Here is a 26,180-nt window from a genome sequence, read left to right as displayed (position 1 = left end):
TGATTATGTCCCTTCAGAGGAGGGCTCTCAGGCTGACGCGATGGCGCTCCTGGGCGCCTTGGACAACAACAGGGCGAACAACATGGCGTGGGTGACGAGCAGCAGCGGAACACAGATTGTCGGAAGGAAGAACGCGGCGCCAAGCGCAGACGGCGCAATGTGCACACCGACCACGCCCTGGTAGAAGGCAAAGAGAATATCTACCGTACCCCAGAGATTGAATATCCATAGTGCAAGGCGCTCGAACGGCCCCCGGAGCGCAAGCAGCGCAGCCCACGCAAAAAGCACCGCCACGAGATCGCCATACGCGGCCGGAACCGCGAAGCCCGCTTGCAAGGTGGGGGAAACGACGCCGGGCACAACGAATGCGAGGCCAATAAAGCGAAAACAGTGCAGCAACAGGATGGGTCTCGCAGCGTCAGCGAGCGTGGCGCTTTTCATCGATGGCCATGCATAGCGGAAACACACCACGCTCCACGTGAGAAGGCTCAACGCAACGCTACCTGCAAACAGCAACAGCTCATTCATTGCAAACGCTCCTTCATATTTGGGGTGAATCACGTTGCCACGTGCCCACGTCTTGAATGCATGCAGGTCTTGACGCGTAGCGCCGTATCACACCTCGCGCTTACGCCGCGGCGGTACGCATCTGCTGCATCGGAAACGGCTCGCGCCATGCCGGTAGTGCCATCAAGCGTTCGTGCCAGTGTCCGATGTGATCGAAGCCGTCCAGCGGCAACCGCGCCTGTGTCGCCCAGCCCAGCGGCGTGGAGACGGCGAAATCGGCGATGCTGAGACGGTCGCTGACCAGCCAGTCATGCGTGGCCAGATGCGCGTCCAGGATCGCGGCGAAGCGCTTGAAGAAGCCGTTCGCCTCGTCGACCGCGGCAGTGTTCGGCCCGCCCATGCCGAGATACGGCTTGATCACGTACTCGAAATACAGCGCGCCGCCATGCCGCGAGAAGTGCGCCGCGTCCCACGACAGCCAGCGCAGCACCTCGACTTGTGCAGCGCGGTCGGACGGCCACAACTCCGAGCCGGCCTTGACCGCCAGGTGAGCCATGATCGCGCCGCTCTCCCACAACCGCGCGTCGCCATCGATCAGCAGGGGCACCTTGCCGTTCGGATTGATTGCGAGATACGCCGGATTCATCTGTTCGCCGCGCGCCAGGTCGACGCGTACGTACTCCACCGGCGAACCGAGGTATTTCGCCACCGCGCAGGGTTTGCGTGGATTGAACGTCTCCGCGTAGTACAGCTTCATGATCATGCGTCCTCGTGTAATGGGGATGCTTGGGCACCGTCGATCGGCCCGCATGCGAGGCAGTCTGGCAAGGATTGATTTATGTTCAAGAACATTTTTTGCCGAAGGACTAGGCTGGCCTTCCCCGCAATCACCGCGTGATCCGTGCCATGTCCTACACCGCCGAGCACAAGCAGCAGACCCGCACGCGCATCGTCGAGTGCGCGCGCGAACTGTTCAACCGCAAGGGTTTCGCCGAGGTCTCGATCGACGAGGTCATGGCACGCGCCGGCCTCACCCGCGGGGGTTTCTACAATCACTTCGAGACCAAGGAAGACCTGTTTGTCGAGGCGGTCGAGGCGTATCGCCACTTCGATCCGGCCACGCGCTGGCCCGAGGTGGACCTCGACCCGTCCTGCGGCGGCAATCGTTTCGCCCGGCAACTGATCCACGCCTACCTCTCGCAGACGCACCTGGACGACGTCGACGGCCATTGCCCGATGATCGCGCTGCCGTCCGACGTGGCCCGCGCCAGTCCGCGCGTGAAGCAGGCCTATCGCGAATTGCTGGAAGGCATGGCCGGCGTCCTCGCCAATGGTCTGCCGAAGCCGCGCGGCCGCGACGCCCGCCGGCGCGGACTCGCGCTCGCCGCGCTGTGCATCGGCGGCATGGTGCTGGCGCGCACCTTCGAGGACGCCGACTTTCGTCGCGAGATTCGCGAGGCTGCGCGCGCCACGGCACTCGAACTGATCGGCTGAGTGAGGCCGGCATTCACACACCATCCGTGCAGCCGCCGCGATGGCGACTGCATGTCCTTGCCTGTTTGCATGCAAGGAAACCTCTCCGCAAACGCGAAGAGGTTTGAATGGCCTGATCGAGCAGGCGGAAAACGCGCCCGCCTGCAGATCCGATCAGTATTTGCGCTGATGATGGATCTTGTGGCTGTCCTTGTTCAGCGACTTGTTGAGGTTGTGCCGTTCGCGCTTGGTGAGGTGGCCGCCGTGCCTGGCCTCGTCGGCGCTTTCGCGCGCCGCGATGTTGTTGTCGCGGGTTTCGTCGCGCGTGGCCTGCCTGGCATTGAGCTGGCCGTCCTTCACGCCCGCCTGGATGCGATCCTGCTGGTTCTCCAAGCGATTGTTGACTTCATTGACCCGCGGGTGACCGGGGACGTCGGTCTGCGGCGCGGACTGAGCCAGCGCGGCACCCGACGCGAATACGGCCGATACCAGCAGGCCGATCAAGCTGAAGCGGCAAGTCGTCTTTGCATTCATGAGTTGAGCCTCGTTGAGTAGTTGGCAGGAGTGATTGGCATGATCAAGACATACCTCGAAAAAAACCGCACCGGCGCCCCAGGGAATCACGGCATCCGCGCACCATCGCCGACGTAAGCGCCGGATCATTCGGGATCGAACATTCGGGATCGATCAGCAAGAACCCCCTTTCCCCCACATCCCCCCGTGTTGATCCAGACCCCATCGTCTGGCTGGCACAGTGCGAGGAACGGCATCCCTGGAGATCGCGTTGACAACCAGTGCATACGCCGGATTTCCGTTCAGCCATCGTTGCGGTGCGCGCCACCGCTGACGGATGCCGTCACGATAGTCTTCGACTATGGGAAGCATCCGAACAAACGAATTCTCCCCGTGCATGCCAGAGGCGTAGCCTGCAGGACGTCCCCACCGAGCAGGATCCGCCATGAGCCACGATCGCAAGACCTTGACCACCGACGCCGGCGCGCCGCTGGCCGACAACCAGAACAGCCTCACCGCCGGCCCGCGCGGTCCGTTGCTGGTGCAGGACCATCAGCTGTTCGAGAAGCACGCGCACTTCAATCGCGAGCGCATCCCCGAGCGTGTCGTGCATGCCAAGGCTTCGGCCGCGTTCGGCACGTTGACGATCACCCGCGACATCACCCGCTACACCCGCGCCAAAGTGTTCGAGCCGGGGGCTCAGACGCCGATGCTGGCGCGCTTCTCCACCGTCGCCGGCGAACGCGGTGCCGCCGATGCCGAGCGCGACGTGCGCGGCTTCGCGCTGAAGTTCTATACCGAGGAAGGCAACTGGGACCTGGTCGGCAACAACACGCCGGTGTTCTTCATCCGCGATCCGTACAAGTTCCCCGACTTCATCCATACGCAGAAGCGCGACCCGCGCACCAACATGCGCAGCGCCACCGCGATGTGGGACTATTGGTCGCTGTCGCCCGAATCGCTGCACCAGGTCACCACCTTGATGAGCGACCGCGGCATCCCGGCCAGCCTGCGCCACATGCACGGCTTCGGCAGCCACACCTTCAGCTTCTGGAACGACCAGGGCGAGCGCTATTGGGTGAAGTTCCACTTCAAGACCCAGCAAGGCATCAGGAACATCACCAACGCCGAATCGGCGTCGCTGATTGGCGCCGACCGCGAATCGCACCAGCGCGACCTGTACGAGGCGATCGAACGCAAGGATTTCCCGAAGTGGACGATGTACGTGCAGATCATGCCGGAAGCCGACGCGGAGAAGACCTCGTACAACCCGTTCGACCTGACCAAGGTATGGCCGCACAAGGACTACCCGCTGATCGAGGTCGGCGTGATGGAGCTCAACCGCAATCCGGACAACTATTTCGCCCAGGTCGAGCAATCCAGCTTCTCGCCGGCCAACGTGGTGCCCGGCATCGGCTTTTCGCCCGACAAGGTGCTGCAGTTCCGCATCTTCTCCTACGCCGATGCGGCGCGTTACCGCCTCGGCGCGAACCACGACCAGCTGCCGGTGAACCAGCCGCGCTGCCCGGTGCGCAACTACGCGCGCGACGGCCAGATGCGTTTCGGCGATAACGGCAGCGGCAGCGTGAACTACGAACCGAACTCGTTCGGCGGGCCGGTCGAGGATCCGTCGGTGAAGGAGCCGCCGCTGAAGATTTCGGGCGATGCCGATCGCTACGATCATCGTGTCGGCAACGACGACTACACCCAGCCCGGCGACCTGTTTCGCCTGATGAGCGCGGATCAGAAGCAGCAGTTGTTCGACAATATCGCCGCGGCGATGCGGGGCGTACCGCAGGAGATCGTGCAGCGCCAGCTCGGTCACTTCGCCAAGGCCGATCCGGCGTATGCCGCCGGCGTGGCCAAGGCGCTAGGCATACGCAACTGAGCGTCCGATGCGGGCCATGCCGGAGGATGTCCGACGCGGCCCGCGCAACGAACGCTCGATACATGCCGCTCAATACACGCTGTGCACCATCTGCAGGCCGGGGCGCGGGCGCGGCGACGGCGCGACTGCGGGCGCTTCGTCCGCATAAGGCATCGCGATATCCGGGATCGCGGCCAGAACTTCCTCGGACAATCCGGGCAGCGGCAGGCTCGCCGGCTCCGACGACTCGCGTGCGAGCAGCCGTCCCGACTGCACCAGTTGCCCGATGCGGTCGCACACCTCGTCGCGACCAAAGGGCTTTTTCATGAAATCGTCCGCACCGAAGCGCTGCACGTAGAACTGCTCGGTGGCCTGCTGGTTGCCGCTGATCATCACGATCGGAATGTGCCGGGTCTGCGGATCGTGGCGCAGCGCACGCAGCACCGCGAAACCGTTCATGCCGGGCAGCACGATATCCAGAAAGATCAGCGCGGGCTGTTCGTCGCGCGCCAGCCGGATGGCATTCTCGCCATCGGTCGCGCTGGACACCGCATAGCCTTCATGGCCCAGCAGCTTGCCCAGTACGGCGCAGATGGTAGGCGAGTCATCGACCACCAGCATGCGCGCACCCAATGCAGCCTGCACGTGCGGCACCGACGGCTGCTCGCCATCCGTGCCGCCAAGCAGACGCTTGATGAAGCCCATGCCGGCCATCCGCGCTAATCCGTCCATGCCATATCCCCCGCGTCGTGGGGATGCACAGGCGCAATCCCCTTGAGTTGGGTGGGATGTTCCCGCAGATCGGACGGCCAATCTGCGATGCACTGCTCAGCGCGGGTCCTTCAATCGCCGCAAATCGCGCCGCGCATGTTTGTCCGGGCGTTTCGCCGGGCCGCTCGCGCCGACCAGCTGGCGCTGCTGCTGCATCGCTTCCCGGGCTTCGCGGCTGGCCGTGGTCTCGCGATACAGCGTTTGCGCCACGCTGGCCGGACCACGCCGGTGGGACAAGCCCAGCACCTCGACTTCCAGCCGTTCCTCGCCGCGCGAGATGCGCAGCATGTCGCCCACATGCAGCGCCTTCGCCGGCTTGCACCCGGCACCGTTGACGTCGACCTTGCCACCGTCGATCGCCTGCTTGGCCAGGCTGCGCGTCTTGAAAAAGCGCGCCGCCCACAACCACTGGTCGGCGCGCAGATCGGTGGCCGGCGGCTCACCTGTGGGAGCGGCTTCAGTCGCGATTCTCTTGTCGGCATGCATGCAAAAGGCGTCGCGACTGAAGTCGCTCCCACAGTTCGTCGCGGCGATTATGGCGCCACCCTCGCCGGCAGCGAAAACCCGCCGCGCCGATCAGGAGGGTTCCGCGGACGACGCGGCCAGGTCCAGCGGATCCGGCATCGCGATGTCCGGGATCGCCGCGTGTTCCGCCTCGGTGTGCTCCGGCGCCGCCGGCGCGACATCCTCCGCGGTGCGCTCGCGCACTACCAGCCGGCCGCTTTGCGTGAGGTGCTGGATGCGCGCGAACACCTCGCCGCGACCGAACGGCTTCTTCATGAAATCGTCCGCGCCGAAGCGCTGCACGTAGAACTGCTCGGTGGCCTGCAGGTTGCCGCTGATCATCACGATCGGGATGCGGTGTGTCCGCGGGTCCCGCCGCAATGCCCGCAGCACCGCGAAACCATTCATGCCCGGCATCACGATATCGAGAAAGATCAGGTCCGGCCTTTCCCTGGCCGCCATCTCGATCGCCGTCTCGCCGTCCGGCGCCTTCAACACCACGTGGCCATCCTGGTTCAGCATCTTGCCGAGCACGGCGCGGATGGTGGCCGAGTCGTCCACCACCAGCACCCAGGCGCCTTTGGGTACGCCGCTGCGCGGTGCCGCACGGCGATCGCCAGGCTCGTTCCCGAAGAACCGCCGGATCAGTTCGAAGCCTGCCATGACACGAGCCCCCTTGCCCATGAGAATCCGCCGCTAGTCTCGACGCAGCCGATGCCGGGCGCAAGTCAGCCACCGAGCAACAGATTGCCCAGCGGTATGGTGACCAGCGACAGGACGGTCCCGGCGCCCAGCACGGTGTTCGCCAGCGTCGGATCCAGCTCGTACTCGTCGGCCAGGATCGCCGCCGACACCATCGGCGCCATCGCCGCCTGCAGCAGGCCGACCGTAAGCACCAACCCGCCCACGCCGGCGGCCGTGCCGAGCAGCCAGCACAACAGCGGCGCCAGCAGCAGCTTCCAGCCCAGGCCCCAGCCGGTCGCGCCCAGTTGCCCGGGGACTGGACGGAACTTGAACTGCAGTCCCACCGAGAACAGCGCCAGCGGCGTCAGCGAGGCGCCGATCGGCGCGAACACACCGTTCAACAGCTCCGGCCAGCCGCCGAACAGACCCACCGCGATGCCGACCACCAGCGCCACAAAAGCCGGAAACGTGGCGATGCGCCTGGCGATCAGCCGCAGCGGCGGCGTGCGCCCGGAATACATCGAAGCCACCACGATGCCGGCCGAGGCCAGCAGCGGAAACGTGCCGATCTGGTCGGCCACCACCGCCAGCGCCAGGCCCGGCTTGCCGTGCAACGCCTCGATCAGCGGATAACCCATGTAGGCGGTATTGCCCAGGCCGCAGACCAGAATCAATGCCCCGGTGCGTTGTCGCGACCAGCGCAGTCGCGATCCGAGCAGGCCGAACAGCAGCCAGGCACCGCCGAACGTGAGCCACGTCGCGGCCACCGGAAACCACAGCTGCGGGTCGAACTTCACCTTCGGGATGAGTTCCAGCACCAGGGCCGGCAACGCCACGTTGAGCACCCACCAGTTGATGCCTTGCACGATGCCCGCCGGCGGTTTCGCCAACCGCGCCACCACGAGGCCGAGGATCAGGCAGACAAAAAGCAGCAACATCGCACTCATCGGACGGCGGCATACCTCGGGGGAGTCACCGCATTAGACGCGATGCCGGCCACGTTCGAAAGCCGCCAGGCACTCCTGACGCGCCCTGTAGGAGGCCTGAGGTATCCGGGCCTCCTTCAGCGATAATCCATCTTTCGAATGCACCACTCATCCGCCATGAACGATCCCCTCCACCTCGCACACGGACTGGCCGGCGACAGCATCTTGCCGGACTGGCCCGTGTTGACCGTGGCCGAGATCGACACGCTTTTGCGCGGCTATCCGCGGCTCGGTACTTCCGTGCGCATCGACTGGCACAGTCCGCGCCCGCTGTCGGCTGCCTGTCTGGTCGAGACGAGCGGCGCGTCCGTCTTCGTCAAGCGCCATCACCGCCGCGTGCGATCGGTCGGCACGCTCGGCGAGGAGCATCGCTTCATCGCGCACCTGCGCGGCAACGGCATGCCGATACCGGCCGTGCTGAGCGATGCGCACGGGCAGACCGCCGTGGCGATCGGCGACTGGACGTACGAGGTGCACGAACGCGCCGCCGGCATCGACCTGTATCGCGAGGCGATCTCGTGGTCGCCGTTGCCGAACCGCCAGCACGCCTACCGCGCCGGCCGCATGCTGGCTGCATTGCACGACGCGGCCGAGGATTACCACGCAGCCCAGCGCGACACCTACATCCTGGTCGCGCGCAGCGAGCTGATCTGCTCACCCGATCCGGTCGCCACCCTGCGGGCGCAGTTGCCGGCACGGCCCGGCCTGGCCGATTACCTGCAAGAACGCGACTGGCCCACCGATCTCGCCGAGCTGTTCGCTCCCTGGCACGCCGCCGCGCAACCGCGACTGGCACGACAGCCGCGGTTGTGGACGCACGGCGACTGGCACGTCTCCAACCTGTGCTGGAGCGGCGACAGCGCCACCTCGCGCATCAGCGCCGTGCTCGATTTCGGACTTGCCGCCGCCAACGGCGCCTTGTTCGACCTGGCCACCGCAATCGAACGCAACGCGATCGCCTGGCTGGCGCTGGACGCCGGCATCGATGCCGCACACCCCGACATCGCCCACGCGCTGATCGAAGGCTATCGCCGGCAGCGCCCGCTGAGCACCGCGGACATCCGGCTGCTGGCCGACCTGCTGCCGCTGGTGCACGTGGATTTCGCGCTGTCCGAAATCGAGTATTTCCACGCCATCACCCACTCGCGCGCCAATGCCGACGTGGCTTACGACACCTTCCTGCGCGGCCACGCTGCCTGGTTCGGCACGCCGCCCGGGCAGGCCTTGCTGCGGGCTATCCGCGACGGCGCCTGACATCCGTGGTCTAATAGCGTTCTTGAAGCGGGGGTGCCCGGCGTTTGCCGGGCTGAGAGAGTCCCTTGGAACCTGATCCGGCCCGTACCGGCGTAGGGAGCTTGCTGATCCGGCACGTCCGTTCGGACGTCCGCCTCGCCGTCGCTTCGTCCGTTCACCAGAAGACGACGATGGCCTCACTCCCGATCCCCCTTGCCCGCACTCCCCTGATCCTTGCGTTGATGTCGGTGATGGCGCTCGCCCACGCGCAGAGCGACGCCACGACCCAGCCGCGAGTCACGCCACTGGCTCCCGTGCATGTGCGCGCGAACGGCGACAAGGGCTATCGCGCCACCGACACCGATCTCGGCGGCCTCGGCAACACACCGCTGCACGACACGCCGGCGGCGATCACGGTGATTACCCGGGACCAGCTCGACGATCGCCAGCCGCGCACGCTGAGCGAACTGGCCCATGCCGACGCCGCGATCGGCGACAACTATGCGCCGGTCGGCTACTACCAGGACATCGCGATTCGCGGCTTCGCGCTGGATCTGGCCAGCGGTTTCCGCTTCAACGACCTCAGCATGACCGGCGAACAGTATGTGACGCTGGAAGACAAGCAGCAGGTGGAAATCCTCAAGGGACTCGCCGGCCTGGAAGCGGGCGTGGTCGCACCGGGTGGATTGATCAACTACGTCAGCAAGCGCCCGGCCGATGTGCACACGGCCACCGTCGGCACCGACTCGGAGGGTTCGCGTTATCTGGCGCTCGACATCGGCGGCTGGCTGACACCGGATTTCGGCGTGCGGGTGAACGCCGCGCACGAGGACATGAACTCCTACGTCCGGCATGCCGATGGCCGGCGCAATTTCGTGTCGCTGGCCGCCGACTGGAAGATCAGCGCCAACGCCACGCTGCAGCTGGACACCGATTACCAGACCAGCGGGCAGCGCTCGGTCTCCGGCTACCAGCTGCTCGGCGGTACCGTGATTCCGCCCCATCCCAGCCGCACCCGCATGCTCGGCTTCGAGCCATGGCAGCAGCCCGTCGGCATCAACGCCAGCAACAGCACGCTGCGCTTCAACTACCTGTTCAACGACCACTGGCAGGTGCAGGTATCGGCCGGCCACAGCCATGTGGTGATCGACGACAACGTGGCCTTCGCCTACGGCTGTTTCTACTCGCCGGCCTGCGCCAGCGGTGCCACGCCGGGCTACTTCTTCGCCCCGAACGGCGACTACGACGTCTACGACTATCGCAGCCCCGACGACACCCGCCGGAACGACGAGCTGCGCGCGGTGCTCAAGGGCACGTTCGACGCCGGCGCATTCACCCATGAGCTCAGCGCGGGCGCCAGCACGTTCCAGCGCACGCTCAACCAGCGCCCCTACGTTTACGACTACGTCGGCACCGCCAACATCGATCAGGTCGACCCGCCGTACTTCGCGCCGTCGCCGAACCAGCCCGGGCCATTGGCACGCCGGCTGGACAGCTGGCAGCGCTCGCTGTTCGCGCTCGATCGCATGCATATCGGCTCCCAGTGGCAGGTGCTCGCCGGTGGCCGCTACGTAAGACTGAATGAGAGTGCCTTCGACGACAGCGGCGTACTGCAGCGCCACACCGTGGAGAACAGGCTGCTGCCGCAGGCCGCCGTGCTGTGGCAGCCGACCGCGACACTGACGACGTACGTCAGCTACAGCGAAAGCCTGGCGCTGGGCGGCCAGGCACCTTACTGGGCATCCAACGGCGACGCCGTGCTGGCACCGCTGCTGGCGCGCCAGATCGAAACCGGCGTCAAGTACGAATGGAGCGATGCGCTGAGCCTGCAAGCCGCGCTGTACCGCCTCCGCCAGCCGTACCAGTTCGCGCAACCGGACCAAACCGCCGCGGGCTTCACCTTCGTCGAGCAAGGCAACGAGGTGCACAGCGGGCTGGAACTCAGCGCCGCCGGCCAGCTGAGCGACAACCTGCGCCTGACCGCCAGCGCCAACCTGATCCGGGCACGGGCGCAGAACACCGGTACGCCCAGCTACGAAGCCCACCAGATCGTCAACGTGCCGCGCCTGCGCACGTCGGTCTACATGGATTACCGCCTGCCGTTCGCGCCCCATCTCAGCCTGCTCGGCGGCTGGCGCTACAGCAGCGCCAACCCCGCCACCCCGAACGGCCTGGTGAGCGTGCCGGCTTATAACGTGTTCGACGCGGGCCTGCGCTACGTCACCCAGTGGAACCGCCATGCGCTCACCTGGCGACTGAACATCGACAACGTGTTCAACCATTTCTACTGGCGCGACACCGGCACCTCTGGCGGCGACAGCTACCTGTTCCCTGGTGCACCGCGACTGGCACGGCTTTCCGTGACCTTCGACTTCTGATGTCCTGGATCGAACTCATCGGTGCACTGATCAGCGCCTGGGCGGTGTGGCTCACTGCCCGCCGCAAGCCCTGGTGCTGGCCGATCGGCTTGCTGTCGGTGGCGATCTACGCTGGGATCTTCGTCGACGCGAAGCTCTATTCCGACGCCTTGCTGCAGGTCGCGTTCGGCGTGCTCATCGTCTATGGCTGGGTACGCTGGCTGCAGAACCTGGGCGACGACGGCCTGGTGCGCGTCGCGCCGCTGCCGGCGGCGCAAGCCGTCGCGCACCTGCTCATCGGTGCCGCCGGCGCGCTCGCGCTCGGCTTCGTCATGCACCGCTGGACCGACGCCGCCCTGCCCTGGCTGGACGCCGCGCTGACGGCCTTCAGCCTGGTCGCGCAGTGGTGGCAGGCACGGCGGCACATCGCCGCGTGGTGGCTGTGGATCGTGGTCGACGTGATCTATGTCGGCGAATACGTCTACAAGTCGCTGATGATCACGTCGGTGCTGTATGCCGGGTTCATCGTGCTGGCGATGATCGGATTGCGCAGCTGGCTGCAGGTGGAACGGCGCCCCGCGGGCGGCATCCAGATCGGCTGAAAAGCGGGATCGTTCCAAGGAAACAGACAGGGCGTCCGCCTCGCGGCGCACACCGGTTTGTTCATCGCGCGCGCATGCGACACGGCCTGCAGTCAACCCCCGGCACGCTGATGACCGGGGTCGTGCGGCGGAGCTCCCCGAGCTCGCCGGCAAGCAGGTTAACACCGCGAATCCGCTTCGAATGCCGAACGTGTCCGGGATTCCGTCGAATTTCCGGACCTGGATTCGCTACAATTATTTGCGATTGCGCAATTTCTTTCTGAGCGCGAACCGAGCAGGTGGCAGCCCGTAATGCCGGCTGCTTCCAGCCTCGACACTTTCCTTACGCAGCGTTGCCGCGGCGGGTGCAGAATGGCCTCACGATGAAAGCCTCGATTACCGGAATGCGGGTTTTGTATATCGCCATCCTGCTGCTGGCTGCGACGCAGGCTGCGGGTGCGCAAAGCATCTACAAGTGCACGAAGGCGGGGCAACTCGAATACACCGACCGCCCCTGCCCCGGTGGCAAGGGCGAATTGATCCATCAAGCCAGCGACAGCGAAATCATCAACCAGTATCTCGACCTGGGCCAGGACGCCCTGGCGAAGCGTTATGCGGATTCACATCACCTCGAAGCACTCTACAAAGAGCTCCTCGAGGCCCGCCAGGAGAAGATGGAAGCCAGGGCACAGCAGCAGGCCGACGAGGCAAAACAGCGCGACGCGGACGCACGGCAGCAGGAGCTCCTCGATGAAGCAGCCAACCGCGGCCGGTTACAGGGCGAAAACGATGCACTGCGCCGGAAGAATGACCAATACCGCGATCAACTCGCCCAGCCGGTCTACGGCCAGGCACCCGCCTACTGGGGCACCGTGCCGCCGTACTGGAATCGCGAACATGATCACGACCACGACCACGATCATGACCACGATCATGACCACGATTCGCGCCCGCCGGCGTCCAAGCCGGTCTTCCACCCCTGCACGCAGCTGGCCGGCGGTCGGGTGCAGTGTTGAAGGTGGCGCTGGCCGTGCATGCTTCGACGCATGCCGACGCCTGTCCTACGGATCTTTCGCCACTGGCGTGAAGTGCAGGTCCTGATAGTCGTAACTGAAGTCGGCAATGGGCGACACCGCCCGCATCGTCATCCGATCGATGCTGCCGTCGGGCTTGAGCGCGAAGGTGAGGTAGGCATCCTCGACGTCGGGCATCGCCCAGTGCGTGCGGAACGTGTCGTACTGCACGTGCTCCAGTGCTCCGTGCAATCCCGGCGTGCGATCGAAGCTGATGCTCAGCGCGCCCTTGCCGTTGTTGCCCTGGCTGATCGTGGCGGTTCCATACCAGGGGTCACGATAGACGCCGGCGTAGCCGGACAACGGCAATGACGGGCCGCGTTCCGGGTGCGTGGCAGCGTCGTGGGCGCGGAGTGCGGCCACGGCGCCGGCATTGATCCCGTCGAACACCTGTTTGTAGCTCGCGATCCAGTCCGGCGAAGGCAGCCCCAGCAGGATATCGAGCAGGTGTTCGCGCATCGCGAACAGCGCGCCGGCGTCTTCGCAGTTGAGCATGATGGCAAAGGCAGCATGCCTTTCCGGAATGATCACCACCGCCGATATGCCGCCCAACACGCCACCGAGATGGGTGATGATCTTGTGCCCGCGGTAATCCTGCACTTCGAGGCCGAGCGCATAGGCCCGGAACTGGGGCTGTGCCAGAGCGAGCACAATCGGTGCGGGACGGATCGGAATCAGCGTCTGCGGCGTCCACAAGGCTTGCGACGCCGCGTCGCTGAAGATGCGTTTGCCGTCATCCAGAGCACCGTGCCGCAACTGCAAATGCAACCAGCGGCCCATGTCGTCGGCGCTGACCTGCAACGCGCCAGCCGGGGCGAACACGCTGCCCGTCATTACCGTGGCAAGCACCTGCTGCTTGCCGACACCGCGAACCGGCGTGGAATTCCTGGCGTGCAACGACACCTGGTCGGCGACGCGTGCGTCGATACTTACCTGGGTGTCGTGCATGCCCAGCGGATCGAGGATGTGCTGTTGAACGAAATCCTCCCAGCGCTGGCCGGACACCGCCTCGACCAGTTGTCCGGCGACGATGTACAACACGTTGTCGTAGTCGTAGTCGGCGCGGAATGAATGGGCCGGCTTCAAATAGCGGATGTCATGCACGAGCCCGGCCCGGCTGCGGTCGGTGGTGGGGAAGATCATCAGATCGCCTTCGCCCAGCCCAAACCTGCTGCGGTGAACCAGCAAGTCGGTCACCGTCATCTCGTTCGACGCGTAGGCGTCGTACATGCGAAACCCGGGCAACTTGTCGACCACGCGGTCGTCCCAATGCAACTTGCCCTGGTCGACCAGGATCGCCAGCGCGGCGGCGGTGAACGCCTTGGTGTTGGAACCGATTGGGAAGATGGCGTGCGCATCCACTCGCGCGGCCGAACCCAGCTTGCGCACGCCATAGCCATGCGTCGTGATCGTGCCGCCATCGATAATTGCCACCGACATGCCCGGCGCGCCAAACGTCTGCATGACCTTGCCGGCGAACGCATCGAGCGATTGCGGCGCGACCGACCGGGCGGGCGTCGCGACGGATGAACCCGACGGCAGCAGCATGGCCAGCGCGACCATCGAAGCGGCAAGCCAATGGCTCGCCGCACGCTGGCACGGGGGCTTTGCATGAGTTCTGTGGATCATCAGTCACGCCCCTGTCCGATGGTGTTACCTGTCGCCGACGGCGACGCCTTCAGCACTGCGGATGCACGTCAAACCCTGGGTCGGCCACGGCTCTTGTGTGCGGCCACGCCGCCCTTCCCCTTGCCGTCGGTCTTGCTCTTCGTGGCTCCGCCCGATGTGCGCCTCGCGTCTGGCGGCGCCTCCACGTAACCCACCAGCTTCTGCCGCAACTGCGTGATGTCGCCGATGCGCTCGAACATGTCGCCCTGCTCGCGACTGACGGCAGCGATCAGCAAACTGAGCAGACTGGTAGTCGCGGTGAAGTCGTGCCAGGCGCGACCGAGGTCCACCGGCATCATCAATACGTTGTCGGTGAACTGACGCGCCCAGTAGCACTGGCTGTCGGTGACGATGGCCAACGGAATGCCGCGCGCCGCGGTTTCCTCGGCCAGGATGCGGAAGTGCCGCGAATAGCGCCGGAAGTCGATCAGCACCACGCAACTCTTTTCGGTCGCATCGAGCAGCATGTCGGCATAAGCACCATCAAGTCCTTCGACGAACACGGTGCGCGGCTTGACGCTCTGCAGCAGGCCGGCGAAACCGATCCCGAGAAAGCGGGCCTGGTGAAAGCTGGCGACGGATATGCGGTCGGCGGCCACCAGCAGCTTGACGATGGCTTTCCACTCCGCGGTGCGGGTCAGCGCGTGCACCTTGGTCAGGTCGCGTATTTCTGCCTTGAGGGTCTCGGAAACAGGATCGGAATGAGTGTGCTCCGGGGTCGCATACAACTGCAGCCACGGCTCGTCGCCGCGCAGCTCTTCTTTCAACTCGTTGAGGCCGGCATAACCGAGGTTGCGCAAGAACCGCCCTACCGTCATCGGGCTGACACCGACCCGCTTGCCCAGCGACGCCGCCGTCTCGAACGGGATGCCACTGACGTTGTGCAACAGATGGGTGGCGATCTTCTGTTCGGCGGCGGTGAACGATTCCCACCGGCTCTTCAATTTCTTCTGCAAGTCTTTGGTCATGGCGATCGGCTCAATGGGCGGGTAGCGCGGGCCCGGTCGCGGCCCGCTGATGTTCCACATTACCCATACGCAGGCTGAGCGCATACAGCAGCATCGCCGCCACGCCGGAAACCGCGCCGATCAGGGCGAAGAACCAGCCGTGGGAAAGCACGCTCCACAGCGTGCCCAGGGCACCGGCGAGCAGGTTGCCGAAGAAACCGGCGAAGAACCACGTAGCGATGCTGGTAGCGCGGAATCCCTCTGGCGCCAGTCTGCCGAACAAGGCCAGCCCGACCGGCAGTATGTAGAGCTCGCCGATGGTGAACAGCACGAACCAGCCGAACAGCCAGAGCCAGCTCGCGCGCGTGCCGTGCGCTTCATTCCATGCCGCGACGATACCGAGCGCGACGTAGGAAACGCCGACGATGACTGCGCCGAACGCCATCTTGCCCAGCAAGGGTGTTTCCACACCGCGCCGGGCCAGACGCGCCCAGCGCGCGACCAGGACGGGAGTGAATGCGAACACCACCAGCGAGTTGACCGACTGGAACCAGGTCATCGGTATCACCCAGCCCGATACCAGCTGCCGGTCGATGCCGGTATCGGCCCACAACGCGATGGTGTTGCCGTTCTGCTCGTAGGCGCCCCGGAAGATCACCACGATCGCGGCAATGACGATCAGAAAAGCAAAGCGATCCCGCGCCGCACGGTTCCACGGAGGCCTGGCCGCGCGCATGGCGGCGCCGCGCGCCGGCTCGGGCGGCAGGTAGCGCCGCCCTGCCAGATAGATCACCAGCGACAGCAGCATGCCGAAGCCGGCCGCGGCGAACCCCCAGTGCCAGCCATACGATTCGCCGAGCGTGCCGCACACCAGCGGGGCCAGGAAGCCGCCCAGGTTGATGCCCACGTAATAGATGTTGTAGGCGCTCTTGCTGCGTACGTCGCCATCGCGATAGAGGCCTTCGATCTGGCTGGCCAGACTGGGCAGGAACAGGCCGTTGCCCAGCGCGATCGTGGCCAGCGCCGGATAGAACAGCGGCTCGGAGGACATCATGAAATGGCCAAGCGCCATCGCCGCACCGCCGATCACCACGGCGTTGCGCTTGCCCAGCCAGCGATCGGCCACCATGCCGCCGAATACCGGCGTGAAATAGACGAAGGCCGCGTAGGCACCGTAGACCAGCGACGCGTATTCCTGCCCCATGTCCAGGTGCTTGGTCATGTAATAGACCAGGATCGCGCGCATGCCGAAGAAGGAGAACATCTCCCACATCTCGGTCAGGAACAGCACGCTCAGGCCACGCGGATGTCCGAACCAGTTGCGCTCGGAGGCTGGAATCAGGCTATTCGACACATGTCACTCCCTCCGTTCCCGACAGACCGATCATCGGAGCGCACCTTACGCAACCACCGCCGGCCCACCCCACAGCTCGTCCGCACACCAGATGTATCCGTCTTCGTAGCTGGCAGCGGGCGATCGATCCGTGGTCAGAAAGGTCGGGCCATCCAGATCCACCACCCCGCAGCACTGGCCCACCACAAAGGCCGGCGCCATGGCCAGCGACGAACCGGACATGTTGCCGACCATCAGCTCGAAACCCAGCTTGCGCGCGTCCGTGACGATCGACAGCGCCTCGGTCAGGCCGCCGCACTTGTCCAGCTTGATATTGATGATATCGACGCGGCCGACCATCTTCTGCAGGTCGCTGCGATCCTGCACGCTTTCGTCCGCAGCGATTCGAATCGGCCGCTCCAGCCCGTCGAGCCAAGCCTCCTTGCCAATCGGGAAAGGTTGCTCGACCACATCGACCCGCGCCTCCACCAGCGTCGGCAACAGGCGCGCAAACGACTCGCGCGTAAAACCCTGATTGGCGTCGACCATCAGCCACACGTCGGGGCGTGCCGCGCGCACGGCCAGCACACGTTGCGCATTGATATCGTCATCGGTGAGCTTGAGCTTGATCGCACGGGCGCTGGCGAATGCGCGGGCACGCTCGGCCATCACCTGCGGCTGATCGGCACCGACCGTGTACGTAGTCATCAGCGCCTTCGGCTTGTCCTGGCCGGCCAGCATCCATACGGGTTTGCCGCTGCGCTTGGCCTCCAGATCCCACAACGCACAGTCGAGCGCATTGCGCGCACCGCACGCGGGCAGGATCCGCTGCAGCTGCTCGCGGGTGAGGCCAGCCTCGATCCGGCCACGCAAGGCCTCGATCTGCGCCAGCATCTTTTCCGGCGTGTCCTCTTTGTAATAGACCCCGAGACCTTCACCCTGGCCGATCAGACCGTCCGCCTCCAGGGTGACCACCACCGATTCGAACGCGGTGAAGGTATAGCCCGTGATGTGGAAAGGCCCCACGGTCGGTCGCCGATCGATACTTGCCTGCATCCGCAGTCGCGTTTGTCCGTTGCTGTTCATGAAAACTCCTGTTGATACGGGAATGCGCGCCCGGCGGCTTGCCGTCAATAACGCGCGCTGAAGCTGACCAGGCCGAACGCCACGATGAACCACGCCAGGTAGATCGCAGCGAATGCCAGTACGGTTTCGCCTGCGCGCACCCAGCGGCTGCGGCGCGGCGCCAGCCAGCTGCGTATCGCATGCGCGACCACGGCGACCACGCCCAGCAGGCCGAACAGACCCAGCACGTAAAGCAGATAAAGCCACGGCGTTGCCCTGCCCTGCAGCACGATGTCCTCGCTCACCGACAGCGCGGCAAGCAGACCCAGCCAGCCCGCCATATCCACGAACAGCGCCAGCGCGCCCAGCCGCGACAGCAGCCGCGATCGACGCTGGGCAGCCTCGATCGCAAGCGGACGGCGATAGTGCCGGCGCACCCAGCCGCCAATGAACCAGGTCAGCAAGGCCACGATGACGACGGCGAAGGACAGGCTTGCCCACAGGCCGACGGTGCCCATGGCCTTGGCACCGGACACGCGCTGGAACACGAACACCGGCGCTTCCACGTCGGTGGCCCAGTAACTGATCTTGCCCTGCGCATCGGTGACGAACTTCAGGTGCGCGTCACCATTCACTTCGCGGTAGGTCAGCGGACCGGTTTCGCGCCAGTGCAGCGGTTTGTCGGCATAGTCGTTCCAGGCCGATACGACGATGGTGTCGTCCGGCTGCGCCGTGACGCTGACCTGGCCCAGCATGTAGAGCACGCGCATGGCGCTTTCGTTGCGCCGGCTCGACTCGTACCAGCCCGCGACACGTGCGGCATCGGTCTTGGCGCTGCTCGCCGTCGGTTCCGTCGGCGCATTCCAGGGGAAATAGCGGTCGAGGAACTTGGCAAAGATCGCCTTGCGTATCACATGCGCGCCGCCCTCGTTGCCGGCGCTGTTGAACGACATGAAGATGCCGACGTTCGCATCCAGCAGGAGATGCAGGTCGCTATGAAAAACGATGGTGTCGCCGGCATGGCCGATGATGCGCTGGCCGTGGCTGTCTTCCTGATAGAAGCCCAGATCGAAGCCGTTCAAGCCCGGCGCCGCGGTGTACTGGCGGCTATGCATCAGATCGGCGGTGGCCTGCTTGAGAATCCGGGTGTCGCCGAAGCGGCCGCCTTGCAACTGGGCGATCATGAAATTCGCCATGTCCATGGCCGAGCTGCTCAATGCGCCGGCGGGTGCCGGATCGACCGCCTCGAACGGCTGCGGCTTGCCCTTCGAAGCGCTCTCGTAACCCTTGGCCATCAGCGGGGCCAGCGCAGCCGGCAACGGCTGGGCGAAGCTGGAGTGCAGCATGTCCAGCGGCCCGAAGATGTGATGCTGGATGTAATCCTCGAAGCGCTCGCCCGATACGCGCTGGACTATGTAACCGGCGAGGCCGCAGCCGTAATTGGAATAGGCCACGATTTTCCCCGGCGCAAAGATCCGCGCCGGGATGTGCGATTTCAGGTATTTCCCCAGATCGACTTCGTCCGTCGACGCCGGCAACAAGCCACGAGCGGTTTCTTCGAAACCCGGCGTGTGCGTCATGAGGTTGCGCAGGGTGATCGGCTTGCCGTCGAACGGCGGGATCTTGAAGTCGAGGTACTGATTGATATCCGTGTCCAGATCCAGCTTGCCCTGCTCGACCAGTTGCATCACCGCCGTCCAGGTGAACAGTTTGGAGGTCGAGCCGGGACGGAACAGCGTGGTTTCGGGCGAAGGAGGCATCCGGGTCTTCAGGTCGGCGTAGCCGTAACCCTTGGCGAACAGCACCTTGCCGTCCTTGACCACCGAGATCACGCCACCGGCGACGTCATCGCGTTGCAGCGCAAACGGCACCAGGCCGTCGAGGAAGGTCGACAGATCGTCTGCGGTCAAGGCGTGCGTCGCAGCGGCCGGGCTGCTCGCAGCGGATGCGGCAACCATGGCGCCGGAAGGCATCGGCATGGACGCCGAGCTGGCTGGTGCCGGCTGGATCGGCTGCGCCACCTGCGCCATCGCGATGCTGGCGACGCAACTGATGACGAATGCCGCACCACGTTTCACGTAGTTGTGCATGGTTGAACTCCGGATACAGATGGGCGGTGGGCTTGCTCAGAAATTCACGGTGGCCGATACACCGACGGTGCGCGGCATCACATAAGTCGCAGCGAACGGGCTGCCCAGGGGATCGGTGGTTTCCGGGCGGACCGAAGTGATACCGCGCCCGTTGGTCACGTTCTTGACGTAGGCCTTGAAGGTCCAGCTGGCGTAGTTGACCCCCGCGCGCAGATCGACTTCGTCGTAACTCGGAACCGTGCTGCGCGGCCCCGGGACGACCGCGAAATCGGCCTTGCGCGCGCCGATGAAGCGATAGCTGCCGCCCGCGAAACCCGACCAGCCCCCCGCCAGCGGGAAGTCGTAGTCCGCGCCCAGGTTCACATTCCATTTCGGCACGAACGGCAGGCGGTCGCCCTTGTAGCCGTACAAGCCCGGCGGGGTATCGGCCGCCAGCTCGGCATCGGTCCAGCTGGCGTTGGCCGACAGCAGCAGGCCGTGCACCGGCGCGTACTGCCAGTTCGCTTCCAGGCCACGGCTGGTGGCTTTGCCGCCGTTGCCGAGAAAACCGAAACCGTCCGCATAGGAAGTCAGCTGGATCTGGCTCCAGTCGATATAGAACGCGTCGACATCGACGGTCATGCGTTTATCGAGCATGGTCGACTTGAGACCAAGCTCGTAACTCACCAGCTTGTCCGGACCGAAGGTCACCGGCGCGCCCAGGCCTGGCGGCACGCCGACGTTGGGACCGCCGGGCCGGAAGCCCGAGGCGATGCGCGCGTAGACCATCAAGTCATCGCTGAATTTGAAACTCGGGTTGAGCAGATAGGTGGTCGGGCTGTCCGACTGGCGGATGGTGAAGTCGGTGGGCCCGACCAGGATGCCATTGCCGATCTGCGTGTAAGAGGTCTTGTCGCTGCTGTAGCGCACACCGACCAGCAGGCTCAGCTGCGAAGTGACGTGCCAGGTCAGGTCGCCGAAGCCGGCCCATTCCTTGAAGATCGCGGGCCCAACGGAGATATGGCCAAGCGTCGGCAGCGCGACCGGCGCACCGGTACTTGCATCGAAGCTCAGCAAGTCCTGCACGTTGTTGCTGTGCTCGCGCGTGTAGAAAGCACCCACCCGCCATTCCAGCGTCTGGTCCTGCGGCGATTGCAGCCGCAGCTCCTGGGTGAACTTGCCCAACGTTATCGGGTTGAGCAGCGAATAGCCGACGCCGGTCAGGCCAAACGCGGGATTCAGTATCGGCGCGTAGGCGGTGGTGTAGTCCGTGTTGGCGCCCTTGGCCAGAGTGCTGTAACTGCTCGTGGAGATAAGCGCGGCCCAGCCAAAGTCGTCATTCACGTCGGCGCTGTACAACCGGTAGCGCAGATCGAACTTGCCGGTACTGGCGGCACGACTCTGCTGCAGGCCAGCGTAAATCGGCTCCAGCGTCACCGGATCCACGTCGATGCCCGCATTCGCGAGGCTGCCGCTGCTCAGATTCTGCGCGAGCGCCGACAATTTGATGGAGAACTGTCGCGTCGGCGTCCACAGCAATTGCGCGCGTGCACCGTGCACCTTGTCGCCGTCGAGATCTTTCTGGCCAGTGAACACGTTGTCGACGTAACCCGGATCCTTGCGGTCATACGCATTGACGCGCAGGGCGAGCTTGTCCCGAACGAGCGGCAGGTTGACCGTGACATGTGTGTCGTAACCGCTGCCGCCATCGGCGACGCTGCTGGCGCCGGCCTCGACGCGGCCGGAAAACTGCGTGCTGTCGGGCGGCGTGCTGACGAACTTGACCAGTCCGCCCAAGGTGTTCGAGCCGTACAGCGTGCCCTGCGGTCCGCGCAGCACCTCGATGCGCTGCAGATCGTCGGGGTCGATATCCGGTGTCAGCAGGGAGCCGGCCGAATAAACCGTGCTCGAGCCGTACGGGGTGTCGTCGATATAGGTTCCCACCGAAGCGTTGGCCTGGCCGTAACCCGAGGTGACACCGCGCAACACCAGTTGGGTCTGACCCGCGCCGGTTGAAATGACGTTGAGTCCCGGCACCTGCGTTGCGTAGTCGGCGAAGCTGAAGGCGCTCTGGCGATCGAGCTGGTCGCCCGATAGCGCCGCCACAGCCATCGGCACGTCCTGCAGGCGTTCACTGCGCTTGTTGGCAGTGACCATGATGGAACCCAGATTGACCGGTGCCGTGCTGCTGGCGGCAGGCAACTGCGCCGCGCGGTCCGGGCCTGCAGCAGGAGCGGCCATCCCGCTTTCGGTCGCCCCGCCGCTGGCGGGCACTTCCGCTGCGGTGTCCGTCCCGTTGGTGGCCGATGGTTGTGCCGCGACGCCGAGCGGTCCCAGCAAGGCCACGGCAATGGCCATGCAGATGCTGCGTCGACTGTGCTGCAGATAGCAAAGCTTCATGACGTTCTCCCCCGAGATGGTCGCGTGGACAGCCCACCGTTACAGTGTTATTCGATTAACATTGAAGTGTCAATGATATTTTTATATCAACGCCGATCGTCGCGCGCCATCGAAGGCGGCCTCACCGCCTTCCATCTTTTCCCGCTTGTTTCAGCACTCATCTTCGCGCCGCTTTACCTGCCGGGTCGGCAGGAGGCGTTGCAGGAGCGCACCCTGTGCGCGAAAGCGCGATGCGATGTGGCGACGTGGTGTTCGCGCACAGGGTGCGCTCCTACATGCCGAGATCATTCGAGGAGACGCGAAGTCTCGGCCATGGACAAGCTCGCGCAGGCACGCCCCTGTTGCCCACTTGATAAGGCACCGGCGATTCGCGGCGCAGGCGTGGCAACCGCCCGATATCGACGGCCGGCGTCATCGCCCACCGGACTTCCGGTGGGCGATGACGCGAGCGGGTTTACTGCGGTCGCCTGCCGCCGTGGGCGGGGATGAATCGTGCATCCACCGCCTCGGCCAGCTGATCCGGCGGCAACATGCCCTGAGCGATGAGGAAATCGTTGAACTGCTTCAGGTCGAACTTGCTGCCCAGCTCGATCTGCGTGTGCGCGCGCAGCTCCAGCAGGCGCGAGTAGCCGTAGAAATACGCCGTGGCCTGGCCCGGCGAGCGGAAAGTGAAGCGGTCGAGTTCCTCGCGGGCAAACGCCTCCGACAAGCCCACGTCGTCGACCAGGATGTCGTGCGCGCGGTCATGCGTGATCAGCCCGAGATTGAGCATCGGATCGAGGAAGGCACGCGCCGCGCGCAGCAGGCGGAGTTGCAGCGCGATCATCTGCCCGCCTTTCGGTTCGTACGGCATCATCATGTATTCCGAATACAGCGCCCAGCCTTCCACGTTGACGCTGTTGAAGGCGAACAGCGAGCGCGCCAGCGACACGCCATGCTCGACCATCGCCGAGAACTGCAGCTCGTGCCCCGGCCGGCCCTCGTGCGCGGTCAGCGTCCACGCGCAGGCCTTGCAGGTGAAGTCGTCGTAGGCCTGGTTCTCGCCCTTGCCGTTCGGCGGATTGCCCAGCGGCAGCACGAAGCTGCCACGCTCGCCGTGATTGCCGATCAGCGGCGGTGGGTCCATGTGCGGCGCGGGCTCGGCCGCGCTCTCGGCTTCCGAGGCCAGGCGCATGATCATCTGCCGGTTGGGCAGCGAAACGATCTTCCGCTGCCGGATGATGTCCTCGATCTTGCCGATGATCTGGTGGTAATACGGCTCGATCGAATCGCGGTCCAGCTGCTGCTTCTTCAGGCCCTTGATCACGTCGCGGTAGTCGGTGGCGTCGATGCCCTCGGCCTTCGCCACGTCAGGCGCCATCATCTGCATCTGCGCCTGGGTTTCCATGAATTCCAGCTCGGCCTTCTTGATCAGCTCCTGCGGGCTGATGTCGAGGCCGACCCGCTTGAGATTGTTGGCGTACACCGCCGGCGGCAGGCGGAAGTCGGTGCGCGCATGCGGCAGCACGGTGGACTTGACCCATGCATCGTAGGCATCCAGCTGCTTCTGCAAGGCATCCAGCGCCGGACCGGCACCGTCGATCTTGTACTTGGCGTACAGCTTGCGGACGCCGTCCACATAGCGCGCTGTATTGGCCATGTTCTGCTCGACCTCGACCTTGTACGGTCCGATCAGCTTGGGGTTGTCCAGCTTCGCCTGGAACAGCGCCTGCGCCTCCTGCGTGACCGGCGTGCAGCCGGCGGCCATGCCGACGTAGCACTGCAGGCGCTTGAGCGCGGCAGGCCGGCGCGCGGCCGCCACCTGATCCTGCAGCAGCGAGAACTCGCCGTAGAAGATGGTCTGACCGATGTCGGTATACGGCAGCATGTACTGTTCCTCGATCCTGCTGCCCTCGACCCTGCGGTCCGCCGCCTTGATCATGATCTGCAGATCCTGGCGCACGTCCGGATCGGTTTCCGCAGCCAGCTTTTTCTGCAGCGCATCGCGCGCCGCGATCAGCGCGGCACGCATGCGTCGCTCTACCCCCGGCTTCAGATCGATGGCTTTGTCGTCATAGCCGGGAATGCCGAACTGCGAGGCGAACTCGGGGCTGAAATCGGCCAGCACCTTCAACAGTGGCTGGGCATCGGCGTTGCTCTTGGCCACCCACGCCGGCGTCGCCATGGGCGCGGAAACCGGCTTGCCGGCAGGTGCAGCCTGGGCCGCGACGGCGCCAACCAGCGTCAATGCGAAACCCGTGACCATCAACTTGAACATGAGATGCCTCCCCGGTAGATGACCGAACGTAGACCGTGCGGCATGCGGCCACATATGCCGTAGGTCATGCTTGGCGTTACCCGGCCCGGCCTGATCCGCGTCAGCCGCAAAGCAAAAGCACCCCGCGCAAAGCCGCTGAGCCCTGTCTTACTATTCGCGCACGCGACCAACGCTCGTGTAGCCGGTTGGTCGGACGGCAAGCGGCAGATATCCATCCGTAAACGGGAGGGGCATATGCGCCAGAGGAACGTGCGTGCGACAGGCGTATTCGCCATCGGCTTTCTCATCGCCTGCTGCGCCCACGCGCAGACGACCCTGAAAATCTGGCCGGGCGCGGCCCCCGGCTCTGGGCATGCGACGCAGCAAGAACAAGTGGTGCACGGCACCCCGCTCGGCACCGTCGTCCTCGACGTGACCTCGCCGACATTGACGGCCTACTTGCCGGACAAGTCCAAGGCCAGCGGAACCGGCGTGATCATCGCACCGGGCGGATACTGCGTCGCGCTGGCCATCGACGTCGAAGGCAACGACGTGGCGCGCTGGCTGCAGCAAAGAGGCATGGCCGCCTTCGTGCTCAAGTACCGCCTCCAGGAAAAGAAACAGCAAGGCATCCCGAAGAATCTGGACATGGACCCCGCCTGCAAAGACGGGATCGCCGATGCGATCCGGGCCGTGAAAGTGGTTCGGAAGCACGCCGCACAGTGGGGCATCTCTCCCGACCGGGTCGGCATCCTGGGCTTCTCCGCGGGCGCCATGGTCGCCAGCGGCGCCCTGCTGCAGCCCGACGCCGCGGCGCGTCCGAACTTCGCCGCGCTGATCTACGGCGCCCCGTTCGGCACGATGCCGGCTATCCCGGCAAAGCTTCCGCCCATCTTCATGGCCTGGGCGCAGGATGACGATGTCGCGCACGAATCCGTAGTCAAGTTCTACGAGGCGTTGATGGCGGCAGGCCAGAAACCCGAAGCCCATATCTACAGCGCCGGCGGCCATGGCTTCGGCATGCGCAAGCAGGGCACCAGCAGCGATCACTGGATCGACGAGTTCGATGACTGGCTGACGGCACAGGGATGGATGAAACCGCATCCCAAAAGCAGCGCGTAGCCCAGCTCTGTCCAGGCCTTGCCCCTTCCTGGCCGGCTCTCCGAAACGGCGTACCCGTTGCTCAGGGCCCAGGAGCGAACCTGGCCTCATTGTCCTCTGCGTGCAGGCCCAGGCGGGCCACGCTCCTCGGGCACCTCGGCGACGGCAGCGGCGGGTGCCCCGGCGTGCGCCTATCCCGGATCGCGGGCCATGGCCCCACAAGAAGACCGCGGGATCCAGCGCACGCGGCAACTCCTGCGCGAATCGCTGCTGGCACTGGTCAAGGAAAAGGAGTTCGAAATCTTGTCGGTGCAGGAGATCGCCGATCGCGCCGGCGTCGGCCGCACGACGTTCTACGCACACTTCAGCGACAAGGAAGAACCCCTGCTTTATGACTTCGACGAACTGCGCGTCCTGCTCCGGCAACGCCAGCGCGAGGCACGCGCCCGGCAAGACCGTCGAAGCGAACGGCTATTCGGTTTCAGTCGCGAGCTGTTCGAGCACGTCAACGACCATCGCGACGTGTTCCAGGCCATGGTCGGCAAACGCAGCGGCACAGCCGTGCAGCACCATATCCAGGGCCTCGTGGTCGAGCTGGTGCGCGAAGAAGTGAAACTCGTCCTGCCGCCCTCACGCGCCAGGGCAACACAGCGCGAGCCGCTGGTCCCGTTCATTGCCGGCGCGCTCTTCGGCCTGCTCGGCTGGCGGCTGGACGAAAAAACGCATCTATCGCGGAAAGACATGGACCGCACATTCAGCCAGCTCGCCATACCGGCGACGAATGCCGCCGCACCAACACCGTAAATTCGCCG

The 26,180-nt window shown here is 65.0% G+C and carries 23 protein-coding genes and 1 riboswitch; of the genes, 9 read left to right on the top strand and 14 right to left on the bottom strand.

Annotated features, from left to right (window positions below; genetic code table 11):
* Positions 1-27: 27 nt before the first annotated feature.
* Positions 28-528: a hypothetical protein gene (locus ACFPPB_RS01515; RefSeq protein WP_377323685.1), complete on the bottom strand. Its 501-nt coding sequence runs from the start codon at positions 526-528 to the stop codon at positions 28-30.
* 100 nt (positions 529-628) lie between these two features.
* On the bottom strand, positions 629-1,270 hold the full coding sequence (locus ACFPPB_RS01510) for a glutathione S-transferase family protein (protein ID WP_377323683.1): 642 nt from the start codon (positions 1,268-1,270) through the stop codon (positions 629-631).
* 143 nt (positions 1,271-1,413) lie between these two features.
* Here ACFPPB_RS01510 and ACFPPB_RS01505 point away from each other — a divergent pair, with 143 nt between their 5' ends.
* Positions 1,414-2,001 carry a TetR/AcrR family transcriptional regulator gene (locus ACFPPB_RS01505; protein WP_377323681.1) on the top strand — a complete coding sequence of 196 codons (588 nt, stop codon included), beginning with the start codon at positions 1,414-1,416 and terminating at the stop codon, positions 1,999-2,001.
* Positions 2,002-2,154: 153 nt separating this feature from the next.
* Here the strand turns inward: ACFPPB_RS01505 and ACFPPB_RS01500 are convergent, their stop codons facing one another.
* Positions 2,155-2,514, bottom strand: a complete 360-nt coding sequence (locus ACFPPB_RS01500; protein WP_377323679.1) for a hypothetical protein — start codon at positions 2,512-2,514, stop codon at positions 2,155-2,157.
* Positions 2,515-2,938: 424 nt separating this feature from the next.
* Here ACFPPB_RS01500 and ACFPPB_RS01495 point away from each other — a divergent pair, with 424 nt between their 5' ends.
* Entirely contained in the window at positions 2,939-4,381 is a 1,443-nt protein-coding gene (locus ACFPPB_RS01495) for a catalase (protein WP_377323677.1), read from the top strand.
* A gap of 69 nt (positions 4,382-4,450) precedes the next feature.
* Here the strand turns inward: ACFPPB_RS01495 and ACFPPB_RS01490 are convergent, their stop codons facing one another.
* The 4 genes from ACFPPB_RS01490 to ACFPPB_RS01475 all read right to left on the bottom strand — a co-directional run bounded on the left by ACFPPB_RS01490 (position 4,451) and on the right by ACFPPB_RS01475 (position 7,257).
* Entirely contained in the window at positions 4,451-5,092 is a 642-nt protein-coding gene (locus tag ACFPPB_RS01490; RefSeq protein WP_377323675.1) for a response regulator, read from the bottom strand.
* Between the two features lie 96 nt (positions 5,093-5,188).
* Positions 5,189-5,617, bottom strand: a complete 429-nt coding sequence (locus ACFPPB_RS01485) for an RNA-binding S4 domain-containing protein (protein ID WP_377323673.1) — start codon at positions 5,615-5,617, stop codon at positions 5,189-5,191.
* Positions 5,618-5,707: 90 nt separating this feature from the next.
* Positions 5,708-6,298, bottom strand: a complete 591-nt coding sequence (locus ACFPPB_RS01480) for a response regulator (RefSeq protein ID WP_377323671.1) — start codon at positions 6,296-6,298, stop codon at positions 5,708-5,710.
* 65 nt (positions 6,299-6,363) lie between these two features.
* Positions 6,364-7,257 carry an AEC family transporter gene (locus ACFPPB_RS01475; RefSeq protein WP_377323669.1) on the bottom strand — a complete coding sequence of 298 codons (894 nt, stop codon included), beginning with the start codon at positions 7,255-7,257 and terminating at the stop codon, positions 6,364-6,366.
* A gap of 165 nt (positions 7,258-7,422) precedes the next feature.
* Here ACFPPB_RS01475 and ACFPPB_RS01470 point away from each other — a divergent pair, with 165 nt between their 5' ends.
* The 4 genes from ACFPPB_RS01470 (at position 7,423) to ACFPPB_RS01455 (ending at position 12,492) form a co-directional block, all read left to right on the top strand.
* Positions 7,423-8,559, top strand: coding sequence for a phosphotransferase enzyme family protein (locus ACFPPB_RS01470; RefSeq protein ID WP_377323667.1), 1,137 nt, complete (start codon positions 7,423-7,425; stop codon positions 8,557-8,559).
* 19 nt (positions 8,560-8,578) lie between these two features.
* Positions 8,579-8,675, top strand: a riboswitch (TPP riboswitch).
* Between the two features lie 54 nt (positions 8,676-8,729).
* A complete protein-coding gene (locus tag ACFPPB_RS01465; RefSeq protein WP_377323665.1) occupies positions 8,730-10,916 on the top strand; it encodes a TonB-dependent siderophore receptor in 2,187 nt (728 codons plus the stop codon).
* Positions 10,916-11,497 (top strand): nicotinamide riboside transporter PnuC, encoded by a 582-nt coding sequence (gene pnuC, locus ACFPPB_RS01460; protein WP_377323663.1) that lies wholly within the window; start codon positions 10,916-10,918, stop codon positions 11,495-11,497. Before ACFPPB_RS01465 ends, pnuC begins: the two co-directional genes overlap by 1 nt.
* Before the next feature lie 362 nt (positions 11,498-11,859).
* On the top strand, positions 11,860-12,492 hold the full coding sequence (locus ACFPPB_RS01455) for a DUF4124 domain-containing protein (RefSeq protein WP_377323661.1): 633 nt from the start codon (positions 11,860-11,862) through the stop codon (positions 12,490-12,492).
* Positions 12,493-12,537: 45 nt separating this feature from the next.
* Here the strand turns inward: ACFPPB_RS01455 and ACFPPB_RS01450 are convergent, their stop codons facing one another.
* Positions 12,538-14,013: a serine hydrolase gene (locus tag ACFPPB_RS01450; RefSeq protein WP_377323659.1), complete on the bottom strand. Its 1,476-nt coding sequence runs from the start codon at positions 14,011-14,013 to the stop codon at positions 12,538-12,540.
* Here ACFPPB_RS01450 and ACFPPB_RS01445 point away from each other — a divergent pair.
* On the top strand, positions 14,012-14,164 hold the full coding sequence (locus ACFPPB_RS01445; protein WP_377323657.1) for a hypothetical protein: 153 nt from the start codon (positions 14,012-14,014) through the stop codon (positions 14,162-14,164). The two genes, ACFPPB_RS01450 and ACFPPB_RS01445, sit on opposite strands and share 2 nt — an antisense overlap.
* An 82-nt stretch (positions 14,165-14,246) precedes the next feature.
* On the opposite strand, the gene ACFPPB_RS01440 is transcribed toward ACFPPB_RS01445, so the two are convergent.
* The 6 genes from ACFPPB_RS01440 to ACFPPB_RS01415 form a co-directional block, all read right to left on the bottom strand.
* Positions 14,247-15,185: a MurR/RpiR family transcriptional regulator gene (locus ACFPPB_RS01440; protein ID WP_377323655.1), complete on the bottom strand. Its 939-nt coding sequence runs from the start codon at positions 15,183-15,185 to the stop codon at positions 14,247-14,249.
* A gap of 10 nt (positions 15,186-15,195) precedes the next feature.
* Positions 15,196-16,518 (bottom strand): peptide MFS transporter, encoded by a 1,323-nt coding sequence (locus ACFPPB_RS01435; RefSeq protein WP_377323653.1) that lies wholly within the window; start codon positions 16,516-16,518, stop codon positions 15,196-15,198.
* Positions 16,519-16,563: 45 nt separating this feature from the next.
* Complete coding sequence (locus ACFPPB_RS01430) at positions 16,564-17,583, bottom strand: dipeptide epimerase (protein WP_377323651.1); 1,020 nt, start codon at positions 17,581-17,583, stop codon at positions 16,564-16,566.
* Positions 17,584-17,627: 44 nt separating this feature from the next.
* A complete protein-coding gene (locus tag ACFPPB_RS01425; protein ID WP_377323649.1) occupies positions 17,628-19,652 on the bottom strand; it encodes a serine hydrolase in 2,025 nt (674 codons plus the stop codon).
* A 36-nt stretch (positions 19,653-19,688) separates the two neighbouring features.
* The gene (locus tag ACFPPB_RS01420) at positions 19,689-22,031 is read right to left on the bottom strand and encodes a TonB-dependent receptor (RefSeq protein WP_377323647.1); all 2,343 of its coding nucleotides are present in this window, start codon (positions 22,029-22,031) and stop codon (positions 19,689-19,691) included.
* A 454-nt stretch (positions 22,032-22,485) separates the two neighbouring features.
* Positions 22,486-24,288 carry a DUF885 domain-containing protein gene (locus ACFPPB_RS01415; protein WP_377323645.1) on the bottom strand — a complete coding sequence of 601 codons (1,803 nt, stop codon included), beginning with the start codon at positions 24,286-24,288 and terminating at the stop codon, positions 22,486-22,488.
* A 66-nt stretch (positions 24,289-24,354) separates the two neighbouring features.
* Between ACFPPB_RS01415 and ACFPPB_RS01410 the strand changes: the two genes are divergently transcribed.
* Both ACFPPB_RS01410 and ACFPPB_RS01405 read left to right on the top strand, forming a co-directional pair.
* On the top strand, positions 24,355-25,389 hold the full coding sequence (locus tag ACFPPB_RS01410; RefSeq protein WP_377323643.1) for an alpha/beta hydrolase: 1,035 nt from the start codon (positions 24,355-24,357) through the stop codon (positions 25,387-25,389).
* Positions 25,390-25,578: 189 nt separating this feature from the next.
* A complete protein-coding gene (locus ACFPPB_RS01405; protein WP_377323641.1) occupies positions 25,579-26,172 on the top strand; it encodes a TetR/AcrR family transcriptional regulator in 594 nt (197 codons plus the stop codon).
* The last annotated feature ends 8 nt before the right edge of the window (positions 26,173-26,180 follow it).

Source organism: Rhodanobacter terrae (assembly GCF_042657005.1).
GTDB lineage: Bacteria > Pseudomonadota > Gammaproteobacteria > Xanthomonadales > Rhodanobacteraceae > Rhodanobacter > Rhodanobacter terrae.
The sequence above is the reverse complement of the archived record's forward strand: the minus strand, read 5'-3'. Positions and strand labels throughout refer to the sequence as shown.

Bases quoted from the DNA above. Each gene is read 5' to 3' on its own strand.
- ACFPPB_RS01515 (WP_377323685.1), bottom strand. From the start codon at position 528: ATGAATGAGCTGTTGCTGTTTGCAGGTAGCGTTGCGTTGAGCCTTCTC.
- ACFPPB_RS01510 (WP_377323683.1), bottom strand. From the start codon at position 1,270: ATGATCATGAAGCTGTACTACGCGGAGACGTTCAATCCACGCAAACCC.
- ACFPPB_RS01505 (WP_377323681.1), top strand. From the start codon at position 1,414: ATGTCCTACACCGCCGAGCACAAGCAGCAGACCCGCACGCGCATCGTC.
- ACFPPB_RS01500 (WP_377323679.1), bottom strand. From the start codon at position 2,514: ATGAATGCAAAGACGACTTGCCGCTTCAGCTTGATCGGCCTGCTGGTA.
- ACFPPB_RS01495 (WP_377323677.1), top strand. From the start codon at position 2,939: ATGAGCCACGATCGCAAGACCTTGACCACCGACGCCGGCGCGCCGCTG.
- ACFPPB_RS01490 (WP_377323675.1), bottom strand. From the start codon at position 5,092: ATGGACGGATTAGCGCGGATGGCCGGCATGGGCTTCATCAAGCGTCTG.
- ACFPPB_RS01485 (WP_377323673.1), bottom strand. From the start codon at position 5,617: ATGCATGCCGACAAGAGAATCGCGACTGAAGCCGCTCCCACAGGTGAG.
- ACFPPB_RS01480 (WP_377323671.1), bottom strand. From the start codon at position 6,298: ATGGCAGGCTTCGAACTGATCCGGCGGTTCTTCGGGAACGAGCCTGGC.
- ACFPPB_RS01475 (WP_377323669.1), bottom strand. From the start codon at position 7,257: ATGTTGCTGCTTTTTGTCTGCCTGATCCTCGGCCTCGTGGTGGCGCGG.
- ACFPPB_RS01470 (WP_377323667.1), top strand. From the start codon at position 7,423: ATGAACGATCCCCTCCACCTCGCACACGGACTGGCCGGCGACAGCATC.
- ACFPPB_RS01465 (WP_377323665.1), top strand. From the start codon at position 8,730: ATGGCCTCACTCCCGATCCCCCTTGCCCGCACTCCCCTGATCCTTGCG.
- pnuC (WP_377323663.1), top strand. From the start codon at position 10,916: ATGTCCTGGATCGAACTCATCGGTGCACTGATCAGCGCCTGGGCGGTG.
- ACFPPB_RS01455 (WP_377323661.1), top strand. From the start codon at position 11,860: ATGAAAGCCTCGATTACCGGAATGCGGGTTTTGTATATCGCCATCCTG.
- ACFPPB_RS01445 (WP_377323657.1), top strand. From the start codon at position 14,012: ATGACCTTGCCGGCGAACGCATCGAGCGATTGCGGCGCGACCGACCGG.
- ACFPPB_RS01450 (WP_377323659.1), bottom strand. From the start codon at position 14,013: ATGCAGACGTTTGGCGCGCCGGGCATGTCGGTGGCAATTATCGATGGC.
- ACFPPB_RS01440 (WP_377323655.1), bottom strand. From the start codon at position 15,185: ATGACCAAAGACTTGCAGAAGAAATTGAAGAGCCGGTGGGAATCGTTC.
- ACFPPB_RS01430 (WP_377323651.1), bottom strand. From the start codon at position 17,583: ATGAACAGCAACGGACAAACGCGACTGCGGATGCAGGCAAGTATCGAT.
- ACFPPB_RS01425 (WP_377323649.1), bottom strand. From the start codon at position 19,652: ATGCACAACTACGTGAAACGTGGTGCGGCATTCGTCATCAGTTGCGTC.
- ACFPPB_RS01420 (WP_377323647.1), bottom strand. From the start codon at position 22,031: ATGAAGCTTTGCTATCTGCAGCACAGTCGACGCAGCATCTGCATGGCC.
- ACFPPB_RS01415 (WP_377323645.1), bottom strand. From the start codon at position 24,288: ATGTTCAAGTTGATGGTCACGGGTTTCGCATTGACGCTGGTTGGCGCC.
- ACFPPB_RS01410 (WP_377323643.1), top strand. From the start codon at position 24,355: ATGCTTGGCGTTACCCGGCCCGGCCTGATCCGCGTCAGCCGCAAAGCA.
- ACFPPB_RS01405 (WP_377323641.1), top strand. From the start codon at position 25,579: ATGGCCCCACAAGAAGACCGCGGGATCCAGCGCACGCGGCAACTCCTG.